The following is a 12,617-nucleotide window of genomic DNA, read 5'->3' on the forward strand; positions in this document are numbered from 1 at the left end:
CGCAGATTGATCAAGGACACTGGAAATGACAGAACGGAATGATGGCCTCGAAGAGCGCTTTGCGTTGGCAAAAGAATTGGCGGCCGAGGCTGGCGCAATGGCACTCGACTATTTTAACAAGCGCGACAGCCTGGTGATCGAGACCAAAAGGGACCTGCAGGACGTGGTGTCAATCGCAGATCGCAATGTTGAAACCATGTTGCGGGACCGTGTAGCTGCCGCCTTCTCCGGAGACGGTTTTCTTGGCGAAGAGCATGGATACGACGATGGCGTCTCTGGCTACACCTGGGTGGTTGACCCGATCGATGGGACCGCTCCGTTCGTCAATGGCATGCCAAGCTGGTGTGTTTCGATTGCCGTGGTTCGGGACGGTGAGCCGGTCATTGGCGTTATCCGGGTCCCGTGTGCCGACGAGACATATGCGTCCGCTCAAGGACATGGCGCGACCTTGAACGGCAAGCAATTAACGCTCGACCCGTCCAGGAACATCCAGAACGCTCTGACCGGTATCGGCTGCAATAACTACGTGACGCCAGAGCGAGTTGGTCGCATCATTGCCGACGTCATGGCGCGGGGCGGCAATTTCATCCGCAACGGCTCCGGTGCACTGATGCTGGCCTATGTGGCTGCTGGTCGCCTGGTTGGCTATTACGAGCCTCACATGAGGGCTTGGGATTGCATGGCGGGTTTTTGCCTGGTGAAAGAGGCGGGTGGCCAGTTCATGCCTTTCTCTTTGGTGGGCGAAAAGCTCTTCGAAGGCCAGCCGGTTCTTGCCGGTAATATCTCATGTTTCCAAGAGCTTGTCGACGTTCATCAATCCAGTTTGACGGTTTGATATCGCTTCGGCGTGATAGTTGTTCGGAGTCTAAAGGAAGCAGCGATCGTCATCACGACGGCGCTGCTTTTTACTTTCCCGTCTTCGGGAAATCCGCTAGCACGTCATCTTTTCTGCATAAAATTTTCGCGTGAGCAAATTTTGAGCTTGACGAAAGGCCGGGTTGCGCATTCATTGAACCAATATGCAATTGGTACGAACCAATGAACGAGAAATCTCACATTGCAGCCCCCGACAATGCCAATTATGCGCTTGAACGGCTACGTGAGCTTATTGCGGTAAGTGCCTTCGGACGCGATGGAAAATTGCCAACAGAGCGTACGCTGAGCGAGCGCCTTGGTGCGGGCCGCCGAGAAATTCGGCGGGCGTTGGAAGTGCTCGAAGCGGAAGGTTTGATCTGGCGTCGGCAGGGTGCTGGTACCTTTCTCGGACAGAAGCCTGATAGCTGGGGCGATCATGCTGCAAGCCTCGTTCCAGGGACCAACTTCATGGAGATCATGGAGGTACGGCTTCGCATCGAACCGCAACTGGCGCAGCTTGCAGCCATGCGTGCCAAACCCTCCGACATCCTTCGCATGCGAGAGACCTCCGCCAAGATCTACGAGCGCACCGATGCCGATTGGCGAGAGCTTTGGGACGGCTCCCTCCATCGCCTGATCGCGCAAAGCGCGGGCAATCAGCTTTTTCTGTCACTGTTCGATGTCGTCAATCGCGTGCGCCAAGATCCGTCGTGGCAGGCTGTGCGCGACCGTGCACGCCGACTTGATGACACGCTGATGGAATCGCGCGACCAGCATGACGAAATCATCGACTCGATCGCGGCTCGCGATCCGTCCAGGGCTGGTGAAGCCATGCGTAATCACCTCCTGACACTGCAGGAGCGCCTTATTCGCCAGACATCGATGGATCATCTCGATCACGGATCAAAGGGAGAGATCTGACACCAATCACCGGGGCATGAACCGGAACACCGGCTGCCTGAACACCATCCAGAGGAAGAACGACATGAGACAGATCACCAAATTCTCCGCCGCTTTGCTGACCGCAGCGTTGCTCTCCACGTCGGCTTTCGCCGCGGATATTCGAATTGGCTTGCAGGACGATGCCGACGTGCTCGATCCAGCCCAGTCGCGCACCTTTGTCGGCCGCCTCGTCTATACCAGCATGTGCGATAAGCTGGTAGATCTCGACAACAACCTTGCCGTGGTGCCGCAGCTTGCTACGAAATGGGCATGGGGCGACAATGGCGGCACGCTCTCAATGGATCTGCGTGAAGGCGTCGTTTTCCACGACGGCACGCCATTTAACGCCGAGGCAGCCGTCTATACGATCGAACGCAACATGACGATGCCGGAATCGCGGCGCAAAAGCGAGCTCGCGTCCGTTGCCAAGGTTGAAGCCACCGGCGAGTATCAGATCAAGTTCACATTGAAGAAGCCTGATGCCAGCCTGCTGGCCCAGCTCTCTGACCGCGCGGGGATGATGATTTCGCCCAAGGCCGGCAAGGAGCTTGGCGCAAACTTCGGATCCAAGCCGGTATGCGCCGGACCTTTCAAGTTCGTTGAGCGCGTTCAGCAGGATCGTATCGTGCTGGAAAAATTCGCTGACTACTGGAACAAGGATAACATCTTTCTTGACAAGGTGACGTTCCTGCCGATCCCAGACACGACGGTTCGCCTGGCAAATCTTCGCGCTGGCGATCTCGACCTCGCAGAACGTATCTCCGCCTCCGACGCCGCCTCGGTGAAGGAAGATCCGAAGCTGACCTATGGCGAAGTCGTTGGCCCCGGCTATCTTGCTCTCTACGCCAACATCGCCAACGGTGCGCGTGCTGATAACCCGTTTGGCAAAGACAAGCGTCTTCGCCAGGCCTTCTCGCTTGCCATCGATCGCGAGGCGATCAACCAGGTCGTCTTCGAAGGCACCGCCATGGCCGGCAATCAGGCATGGCCGCCGACGAGCCCTTGGTACAACAAGGATGTTCCGGTGCCGGCGCGCGACGTGGAGAAGGCCAAGGCCTTGATAAAGGAAGCTGGCTTCGAGCGCTATGAAATCGAATTGCAGCACGCCAACAACACCACCCAGACGCAGATGATGCAGGTCATCCAGGCCATGGTGGCGGAAGCAGGCTTCGATGTGAAGCTCAAAGCGACCGAGTTCGCGACGCTGCTTTCGGAACAGACGGCGGGCAACTACGTGCTGTCGCGTTCCGACTGGTCGGGTCGCTCCGATCCGGATGGCAATATCCATCAGTTCGTCACCTGCAAGGGCGGCATCAACGATACCAAATACTGCAATCCTGAAGTCGACAAGCTTTTGGACGAAGCGCGCGCCTCCACTGACGACGCGGTCCGCAAGCAGAAGTACGATGCGGCCACCAAGATCCTCGATGATGATCTGCCGATCATCTATCTGGGCCACCAGGCCTATCTCTACGCCACATCGAAAGCTGTGACTGGCTTCACACCATCGTCTGACGGCATGATCCGTCTGACAGGCGTGAAGAAAGGCTCTTAAGCCCTTGATAATTCGGGTGCAGGCACCGCGCGTTGTGGCTGCACCACTCTCCGGTCTTCCCGGCTTTCGAGGATTTTCACCATGCACATTTATATCGGCAAGCGGCTGTTGGTTGCGATACCGACACTATTGATCATTTCGATTTTTGTCTTTTCGCTGCAAAAGCTTTTGCCGGGTGATCCAATTCTGGCGATGGCGGGTGAAGAACGTGACCCGGCGGTCATTGAGTTGCTGCGTGAACGATATCGGATGAACGATCCTGTCGTGTACCAGTATTTTTATTGGCTGGGCTCCGTCGTTCAGGGCGATTTCGGCGTTTCGCTCAGGACCAATCAGCCCGTTCTTGAGCTTATTGGACAAAAGCTTCCAGTGACGATCCAGCTTGCTGTCATGTCTATGTTCTTTGCCCTGATCATCGGCGTTCCGATCGGCATTCTTGCGGCGGTCAAGCAGAACACGTGGATCGACTACGTATCGAACATCGTCGCGCTCTCCGGTCTCTCCATTCCGAATTTCTGGCTCGGCATCATGCTGATCCTTCTCGTGTCAGTGCAACTTGGCTGGCTCCCGGCATCGGGATATGAGTCGATCTTCGTTGATCCCCTGCGCTCGATCCAGACCATGATCATGCCTTCCTTCGTTCTCGGCAATGCGCTGGCCGCAACACTCATGCGCCACACGCGCTCGGCGATGCTTTCGGTGATGAAATCGGACTATATCCGCACCGCCAGAGCCAAGGGCCTTTCAAACTGGCAGGTGGTTCTCAGCCACTCTTTTAGGAATGCGCTTCTGCCCATCATCACTCTTGCAGCGCTGCTGTTCGGTGAATTGCTAGCGGGTGCGGTCCTGACCGAGCAGATATTTACAATTCCTGGCTTCGGAAAGCTCATCGTCGATGCTGTCTTCACCCGAGACTATGCCGTGGTGCAGGGCGTAGTGCTGTGCACTGCGATCGGCTTTATCCTCATGAACCTTCTGGCGGATGTCGTCACGGTTCTCCTCAATCCACGCATGAGGACTGCGATATGAGTATGACGGCCCAGACAACTGCCCCAGTTGCCCAGCGCTCCCAAAACCGCGCCTGGAAAAAGATGAAGCGCAACAAAAGCGCCATCGCCGGTCTCGTCATCATCGTGTTCTTCGGACTGGTGGCCCTGCTTGCACCCATTCTGCCGATCGCAGATCCTTACGCGACGAGTTGGAGCGCCATCCGAAAGGCGCCGTCCGCGGCTCATTGGCTTGGCACAGACGATATTGGCCGCGACATACTCTCGCGGATGATCTGGGGCGCGCAGGCCTCGCTGATGGCGGGCGTCGTCTCTGTCTTCATCGCCGTCATCACGGGCGTGCCGCTCGGCTTGGTTTCCGGCTATTTCGGCGGCTGGCTCGATCAGATAATCTCGCGCATCACCGAAGCTTTTCTGGCGATGCCGTTCCTGATCACGGCGATCGCGCTTGCTGCCTTCCTCGGCCCAAGCCTGACCAACGCGATGATTGCCATTGGTCTCTCTGCCATGCCGATCTTCATCCGACTGACGCGCGCTCAGGTGTTGGCGGTCAAGACCGAGGACTACATCGAAGGAGCGCGCTCCATCGGGCTCGGTCACCATGATATCATGCTGCGCTACATCCTGCCCAACATCGTGCCGCCCATCATCGTCCAGGCGACATTGACGGTGGCCACCGCGATCATTGCGGAGGCCAGCCTGTCTTTCCTCGGCCTTGGGCAGCAGGCGCCAGCGGCTAGCTGGGGCTCAATGCTGAACGTTGCGAAAAACTATCTTTCGCAAGCACCATGGATGGCCATGTGGCCCGGTGCTGCAATCTTCCTCGTTGTGATCGGTTTCAATCTCCTGGGCGATGGCCTGCGGGATGCGCTCGATCCGCGCGAACACTGACATTCCCGAAGGACTGATCTCATGACTGCATTCACAACTCGCCCAGAAATTCTCGGTACCTTCGGTGTCGTCACCTCGACGCACTGGATTGCGTCGTCTGTCGGCATGAGCATTCTCGAAAAGGGCGGAAACGCTTTCGACGCTGCCGTGGCAACGGGCTTCGTACTCCAGGTTCTCGAGCCACATCTGAACGGTCCCGGCGGCGATATGCCCGCGGTGATCTATTCGAAGAAGAAGGACAAGGTCGAGGTCATCTGTGCGCAGGGCCCGGCACCTGCCGGCGCAACCATCGAGCACTACAAGGGAGAGGGCATCGACATCATCCCTGGCGATGGCCTACTGGCAACCGTCATTCCCGGTGCCTTCGACGGCTGGATGCTGATGCTTCGCGATTACGGCACGATGAGTGTTCGCGAGGTGCTGGAGCCTGCCATTCACTATCTGGAAAACGGCCATCCACTTCTGCCGCGTGTCTCTGCCTCGATTGCAGGCCTGGCGCATTTCTTCGAAACCGAATGGCCAACGTCTTACGAGACATGGGTGCCTGGAGGTGCCGTGCCGCAGCCGCTGTCGAGCTTCAAGAATCCGGTGCTTGCCGAAACTTGGAAGCGGATCGTCAAGGAGTCTGAAGCCAAAGGTGACCGTGAAGCCGGTATCGAGGCGGCGCGCGATGCATTCTATCGCGGCTTTGTTGCCGAGAAGATTGCCGATTACCTGGCTGACGCCGAGGTGATGGATGCGAGCGGATCTAGACACAAGGGTGTTTTGACCGCCGATGACATGGCGGGCTACCAGGCGACCATCGATGCGCCGACGACCTATGATTATCATGGCTGGACGATTGCCAAGACCGGCGCGTGGGGGCAGGGTCCGGTCCTGTTGCAATCGCTTGCGCTGTTGAAAGGCCTCGATATCGGCAAGATGGACCCGGCTGGTCCGGATTTCGTCCACACCGTCGTCGAGGCAATGAAACTCGCCTATGCCGACCGCGAGGTTTACTACGGAGACCCGGACTTTGCGCAGGTGCCGGTGCAGACCTTGCTGTCGGACGCTTACAATGATGAGCGCCGAAAACTCATCTCGGACGCAGCATCTATGGACTTGCGTCCGGGACTGGTGCCGGGATTTGAGAACCAGCGCGATCTGACGCTTTCGATGCTCAACTCCATGCAAGGGATCGGTGCGGTCTATGAACCGACCATGTCGCATCTGACAGAAAAGCGTGGTGATACGGTTCATATCGATGTCATCGACCGTGAGGGCAACATGGTCTCGGTCACACCGTCCGGCGGCTGGCTGCAAAGCTCGCCCATCGTTCCGGGACTCGGCTTCTGCCTGAATTCACGCGCGCAGATGTTCTGGCTGAAGCCGGGTCTTCCGACGTCACTTGCGCCCGGCAAGCGCCCCCGCACGACGTTGACGCCGTCGCTCGCCCTCTTCGAGGGTCGCCCGACGCTCGCATTCGGAACGCCCGGTGGCGACCAGCAGGACCAGTGGCAGCTTTCCTTCTTCCTTCGCTATGCCCATTTCGGTTTGAACCTGCAGGAAGCGATCGATCTACCGCTCTTCCATACATCGCACTTCCCGGGATCTTTCTATCCACGCACTCGCCAGCCGGGCAACGTGATGATCGAGACCAGCGTCGGTGAAGACGCGCTGCGCGAGTTGCGCAGCCGCGGCCATGACGTGACGCCTGCCCAGCCCTGGACCGTTGGTCGTCTGACGGCAGCGCGACGCGATCAGGATGGGCTGCTGCGCGCGGCGGCAACACCACGCCTGATGCAGGCCTATGCTGTGGGGAGATGAGCCATGAGTATCAATGGGCAGATCTCTAAAGAAACAGTACTGCGGGTCAAAAATCTGACGACCTCGTTTAAGGTCGATGACGAATGGAAGACAGTGGTCCGCGGACTTTCCTTCGAAGTGAAAGCGGGTGAGACGGTCGCCATTGTCGGAGAAAGTGGTTCGGGCAAAAGCGTTACCTCGCTGTCGCTGATGCGGCTACTCGATCCCTTGGTGAGCCGGATCGAAGGTGAGGTGGAACTTAACGGCAAGGCCATTCTTTCGCTTTCCGAGCAGGAGATGCGTCATGTGCGCGGCAACGATGTCGCGATGATCTTCCAGGAGCCGATGACCTCGCTCAATCCGGTCTTCACCATCGGGCGGCAAATTTCTGAGGTGCTGATCCGGCATAAAGGGATGACCAAGGGGCAGGCTAGGCAAGAGACGATACGGCTTTTGGAAAAGGTGCGCATTCCCAATGCTGCGGGCCGTTTCGACGAGTATCCGCACCAGTTCTCCGGCGGTATGCGTCAGCGCGTGATGATCGCCATGGCGCTCGCGTCGAAACCGAAGCTTCTCATCGCCGACGAGCCGACAACCGCTCTCGACGTGACGATCCAAGGCCAAATCCTCGATCTGATCAAGACCTTGCAGGAAGAGGAGGGCATGGCGGTCCTCTTTATCACGCATGATATGGGCGTCGTCGCCGAAATTGCCGATCGCACCATCGTGATGTTCCGTGGCGATCAGGTTGAGACCGGCGACACTGCTGATATCTTCCACCGCGGACAGCATCCCTACACACGCGCGCTGTTGGCCGCAGTGCCGAAACTTGGTTCGATGGATGGGCATGGCAGACCTTTACGCTTCCCCAAGGTCGATATGCAAACGGGGGACGTAGGCGAGAGCGTCGAGGTCGCGGACACTGTAGAGGGTGGTCTCACGCCGGTTCTCTCGGTCAAGAACCTTGTCACGCGCTTTGCCATTCGCTCCGGTCTTTTTGGACGCGTGACGGGCGCGGTGCACGCTGTAGAGAATATCAGCTTCGACCTTTTTCAAGGAGAGACGCTGTCCTTGGTGGGCGAGTCTGGCTGTGGCAAGTCCACGACGGGTCGCTCAATCACACGTTTGGTGGAGCCCTACTCCGGTCAGGTCTCTCTCGACGGTTACGATGTGCTGAAGCTCGGTCCGACGGACCTGCGTGCTTTACGTCGAAGCGTGCAGATGATCTTCCAGGACCCATTCTCGAGTCTCAATCCGCGCATGACGGTGGGTTCGGCCGTGGCAGAGCCGATGATCAAGCACGGCATCGCATCGCCATCAGATGCGCGTCGAAAGGCCGCCGATCTTCTGGAGCGGGTCGGGTTGTCATCAACGATGATGGATCGCTACCCGCACGAATTTTCAGGAGGGCAGCGTCAGCGGGTGGCCATTGCCCGCGCTCTGGCGCTCAATCCAAAGGTCATCGTTGCCGACGAAAGCGTTTCCGCCCTTGATGTTTCGATCAAGGCGCAGGTCTGCAATCTGCTGATGGATCTGCAGGAGCAGTTCAAAATCGCCTTCCTCTTCATCAGCCATGACATGGCGGTTGTTGAACGCGTCAGCCACCGGGTGGCGGTGATGTATCTTGGAGAGATCGTCGAAATTGGCCCGCGCACGGAAATCTTTGCCAACCCACAACACGCCTACACCAAGAAGCTGATGGCAGCGGTGCCCGTGCCAGACCCAGCCCGCCGCGGCATTCGGCGCAATGCCGGTGTCGAAGAGCTGAAAAGCCCGGTTCGCAATGTCGGTTATGTCGCACCGACGCGAGAGTATCGTGAAGTTTCGCCAGGGCATCTCGTGCTCGCTTGACCTGGCTATGATGAACAAGAGAATGAGCGTGACATGACGAGGGGTCACGCTTGCACTTTTGATGATTTGTGAAGGGACAGTTGTCGGGCTGACGCCGGCATCACCTCCTGCCACAGCGAGAACTATCCTTGGCTGACTCCGTTGTGGCATTATGCTGCTCAACCTCGGAGGAGTTTCAGGGATGAGTGATCGATCGCTACCGGATTTCCTAAGTTACAGCCCCGCTGCAAGAATTCTGCACTGGGTCGTTGCCATCCTGGTCTTCCTCACATGGCCGCTGGGATTGATGATCGGCTTCGTCAAGGACGAGGTGAAGCTCGACTTTTACCTCATCCATGAAAGCCTTGGATTTCTTGTGCTTTGGGTGATGTTGTTGAGGGTTGGCGTGAGGCTATACAAACCGGCGCCGAAGATAGAAGGACCGGCGTTGGAGCGGATAGCGGCCCACTCGGTCCATGGTCTGCTCTATCTTTTCCTCATCATCATGCCGGTGTCGGGTTTTCTTGCCACGAATGCCCATGGCTTTCCCCTGCAGTGGTTCGGACTGGTGCCGGTCTGGAGCCCGATTGGAAAATCTCCAGACGTCGCGCCGACATTTTCGGCAATCCACGAGTGGAGCGCGTGGATCATTTTGGCGTTGCTAGCGTTACACATGCTGGCTGTGATCTTTCACCACCTGATCCGCCGGGACGCCACGCTTTACCGCATTCTTTAAAGGGACGTCGATGCGCAACCTTCACATGACCGACAGGCTCTGGACCAAGCTTCTTTCCATTCGCGATGGGAAGGATATGCTTCGCCGAAAGGAAGCCGATCCGGCGCTGATGCTCTATGGCCCGATCGCGGCAGGGAGGGACGGTTTCGTCATCGCGCAGGTGGGGCAGTCGCTTGACGGGCGCGTCGCAACGCCCACTGGCGATGCCCGCGACATCTCAGGGCCCGACGGTCTGGCGCATCTCCATCGGTGTCGTGCCCTTGTGGACGCGGTCATCGTTGGCGTCGGCACGGTTCAAAACGACAATCCGCGCCTATCGGTTCGCGAAGTCAAAGGACCGAGCCCCACGCGTGTCATAATCGATTGCAAGGGCGAGCTCACCGGCGACGAAGTCCTTTTCAATGATGACGGCGCTCCCGTGATCGTCATTCAAGGGCATGATGCCCCTTCGCCGTCTCATTGCGCCGAGGTGGTAAAGCTAGAGCGCGGCGTCGGCGGTCTTGAGGCGCGCGATATTCTCGATTGTCTTGCAGAGCGTGGCCTCAAGCGCGTTCTGGTCGAAGGCGGCGCGCGCACGATTGCCCGCTTTATCGATGCGGGACTGGTGGACCGTCTGCATGTGGCAATTGCGCCTTTGATCATCGGTTCTGGCCCGTGCGGCATTTCGCTACCGCCGATCGCACAGCTTTGCAATGCTCACCGCCCTCAGGCCGATATTTACGGCCTCGGGAGCGATGTGCTTTTCGATTGCTGCCTTAAGCCGCAAACAGATTCAAGCGTTCGGAAGGGCCAGGAAGTCCGTGTGGCCGACGGTGCACCGGCTTCCATCTACGCTCACGCGTGACAGCCGAAACTCCAGCCACTGCTTGAACTCTGTGAGATCGAGCTTTCCGATTTCCTCGATGGGCGCGGCAAGCCCGGAGAGGAACTCGATCTGAAGCGCCTCGGACTCCGGTCCAAGCTCCCATGGGCTGGAGGCCGTCGCCACCGCAAATCCCGCGTCTTCGCACAACTTTGATAAATAGTCGGAGGCATCTGGTCCGAGAGCGTGTCCAAAGCCTTTGTCCGTGCGTTGATGTTCGTTAAAACTGGCAACAACAGCGCCATCCAGAGGATGCTTTATCGACCATTCCATAACGCCATCATAATTCAGCGCTGCATAAAGCCCGATCTTTTTGCGGGCCAGTCGCTCGACAAATCGGCTGCAGAAATCCTCCGAACAAAGGTCGAAGAGAGCAGACGCGGTGACGACCGCAACATTGTCGAGCAAAGTCTCGTCCAGCGTGTTTAGGTCGGCGCAATGAAACGACACGTCGTCCCGCGGTCCGATCTGGCGTTTTGCTTCGTCAAGCAACACAGTCTCATAATCGAGTAGCTTCCACTCCACATCGGGCAAAAGCGGTGAGAGGGTCCGGAAAGTCGATCCGGTGCCGCAGCCGATATCCATGACGACGTGCTGGGAGTGGGACCCTATGTATGCTTTCACTGTGTCAACGAGAGCGGATGATCGTGCCGCACGATCTGCCGGTTCCCGAAGGCGAAGCCATTCCTTGTCAAAGCCGCTCATATCAATTCTTTCAATCCGTTGGAAAGGATGGTGGACGTTTCAGTCCAAGTCGGAAGCTTCGCACCCGCAGAGGCGGCAGCCTCGGCGCGACGAGCGCGTTGGCCGGGATCGGTCAGCAGCATTCTAAGCGCTGAGGCCACAGCCTCGTGATCATCCACCGCGACGAGGTAACCGGCATCGCTCGGTACAACCTCCGGCACCGCACCGGAACGGCATGCGACTATCGGCAGGCCGTAAGAAAGGGCTTCTGCAAATACCATGCCGTAGCCCTCGTACCGGCTGGCGAGAGCGAAGATATCGGCGCTGGTGTAGGCAGCGGTGAGATCCTCGCATTCACCCGCAAGTGTTACGCGGTCGCTGAGGTCAAGCGCCTTTATCTGATCCTCCAGAGCTGCGGCGACAGAAGGGTCGAGATGCGGACTGCCAACAATCGTGGCCGTCCACGAGAGGTCGACGATCTTCGCAAGTGAGGCGATGAGAACATCGTGGCCTTTTCGTCTCGTCAGCGAGCCAACGGAAAGGATGTGCGGGATCTCATTTTGAGCTTTATCGCTGTTAGGTGGTTTTGCTGTGCCGGGTACAGCGATGCTGATCTTGGCTTTTGGAACAGCAAAGTTCTCTGTCAGTTCGCGTGCCGTCATCGGCGAGGTGACGAAGACATGCCGCGTGGCGGCAAGTGCGTTTGTTTCGGTGTGTCGCAAGCGAATTTGATCGTTCTCGCTGACGCCGGTTTCGAGCGCCAGGGGATGATGAACGAGTGCCACGATCTTGAGGCGCTTTTCCTCCCGCTTTGCCCACTTATCCATCACACCGAAAGCAAGCCCGTCGATTATCACAAGCATGCCGTCGGGAAGCGCCGAAAGCCGTGTTTCAGCCTCTTCGAGAGTTGTTGGGGAAGGAGAGGGGAAGCCCTCTCCAAGTGGGATGAGATCAGTGACCCATCCAAGCTGCTTCAGACCAGCGATTATTTCGCGGTCATAGCCATACCCCCCGGTCTTCAGCTCAAGATTGCCGGGGTAGGCAAAAGCCAGCCGTGGGGTCAAAGGTCGGCCTCGTACCAGCCGCGCGCGGCGTGCGATTCATGCAGCAATACCCGAATGCGGCAAATCCGATGACTGCCGGGACCAAGCCGCTTGGCGGCAACTGCCTGTGCCAACTGATCGAAAATGTGTTTTGCGATGACTTCGGTGGTGCTGACCTTACCCTTGAAGACATCGAGCTCGTCGAGGTTCTTGTAATTCAGAGGCTTTAGCGTCTCGGAGAGGACACTCGTCGCGGCACCGATGTCGACTGCAAGACCGTCATCGTCCACATCTTTCGTGAAGAATGCCGCATCGACGACGAAGGTAGCGCCATGCATGCCCTGTGCCGGTCCGAATACAGGACGGGCTAGGCTGTGGGCGATCATGATGTGGTCTCTGACTTCGACTGCGAACATGGTCTCTCTTT

At 57.9% G+C, this 12,617-nt stretch carries 12 protein-coding genes; 9 read left to right on the forward strand and 3 right to left on the reverse strand.

The genetic code is table 11. The features are described 5' to 3' along the window. Positions 1 to 25: 25 nt before the first annotated feature. From WKI41_RS01995 to WKI41_RS02035, 9 genes are all read left to right on the forward strand, one after another. Positions 26 to 835, forward strand: coding sequence for an inositol monophosphatase family protein (locus WKI41_RS01995; RefSeq protein WP_340191853.1), 810 nt, complete (start codon positions 26 to 28; stop codon positions 833 to 835). Positions 836 to 1,038: 203 nt separating this feature from the next. After that, positions 1,039 to 1,776: a FadR/GntR family transcriptional regulator gene (locus WKI41_RS02000; RefSeq protein WP_340191854.1), complete on the forward strand. Its 738-nt coding sequence runs from the start codon at positions 1,039 to 1,041 to the stop codon at positions 1,774 to 1,776. A gap of 64 nt (positions 1,777 to 1,840) precedes the next feature. Then, on the forward strand, positions 1,841 to 3,352 hold the full coding sequence (locus tag WKI41_RS02005; RefSeq protein ID WP_340191855.1) for an ABC transporter substrate-binding protein: 1,512 nt from the start codon (positions 1,841 to 1,843) through the stop codon (positions 3,350 to 3,352). Positions 3,353 to 3,433: 81 nt separating this feature from the next. After that, a complete protein-coding gene (locus WKI41_RS02010; protein ID WP_340191856.1) occupies positions 3,434 to 4,381 on the forward strand; it encodes an ABC transporter permease in 948 nt (315 codons plus the stop codon). Positions 4,382 to 4,383: 2 nt separating this feature from the next. Then, positions 4,384 to 5,250 (forward strand): ABC transporter permease, encoded by an 867-nt coding sequence (locus WKI41_RS02015; protein WP_425340982.1) that lies wholly within the window; start codon positions 4,384 to 4,386, stop codon positions 5,248 to 5,250. A 21-nt stretch (positions 5,251 to 5,271) separates the two neighbouring features. Beyond that, positions 5,272 to 7,056 (forward strand): gamma-glutamyltransferase family protein, encoded by a 1,785-nt coding sequence (locus tag WKI41_RS02020; RefSeq protein WP_340191858.1) that lies wholly within the window; start codon positions 5,272 to 5,274, stop codon positions 7,054 to 7,056. A 3-nt stretch (positions 7,057 to 7,059) separates the two neighbouring features. After that, complete coding sequence (locus tag WKI41_RS02025; RefSeq protein ID WP_340191859.1) at positions 7,060 to 8,886, forward strand: dipeptide ABC transporter ATP-binding protein; 1,827 nt, start codon at positions 7,060 to 7,062, stop codon at positions 8,884 to 8,886. A gap of 181 nt (positions 8,887 to 9,067) precedes the next feature. Beyond that, on the forward strand, positions 9,068 to 9,601 hold the full coding sequence (locus WKI41_RS02030) for a cytochrome b (protein WP_340191860.1): 534 nt from the start codon (positions 9,068 to 9,070) through the stop codon (positions 9,599 to 9,601). 10 nt (positions 9,602 to 9,611) lie between these two features. Then, entirely contained in the window at positions 9,612 to 10,445 is an 834-nt protein-coding gene (locus tag WKI41_RS02035; RefSeq protein WP_340191861.1) for a RibD family protein, read from the forward strand. Here WKI41_RS02035 and WKI41_RS02040 read toward each other — a convergent pair. From WKI41_RS02040 to WKI41_RS02050, 3 genes are read right to left on the reverse strand one after another with little or no spacing between them, the layout of a single operon-like run. After that, a complete protein-coding gene (locus tag WKI41_RS02040; RefSeq protein WP_340191862.1) occupies positions 10,374 to 11,168 on the reverse strand; it encodes a class I SAM-dependent methyltransferase in 795 nt (264 codons plus the stop codon). The genes WKI41_RS02035 and WKI41_RS02040 overlap by 72 nt on opposite strands. Continuing rightward, positions 11,165 to 12,211, reverse strand: coding sequence for a glycosyltransferase family 4 protein (locus tag WKI41_RS02045; protein ID WP_340191863.1), 1,047 nt, complete (start codon positions 12,209 to 12,211; stop codon positions 11,165 to 11,167). The genes WKI41_RS02040 and WKI41_RS02045 overlap by 4 nt, the downstream gene beginning before the upstream one ends. Further along, positions 12,208 to 12,606: a 6-pyruvoyl trahydropterin synthase family protein gene (locus tag WKI41_RS02050; RefSeq protein WP_340191864.1), complete on the reverse strand. Its 399-nt coding sequence runs from the start codon at positions 12,604 to 12,606 to the stop codon at positions 12,208 to 12,210. The genes WKI41_RS02045 and WKI41_RS02050 overlap by 4 nt, the downstream gene beginning before the upstream one ends. Positions 12,607 to 12,617: the final 11 nt, after the last annotated feature.

This window comes from Agrobacterium larrymoorei, assembly GCF_037722385.1.
Lineage (GTDB): Bacteria > Pseudomonadota > Alphaproteobacteria > Rhizobiales > Rhizobiaceae > Agrobacterium > Agrobacterium larrymoorei_C.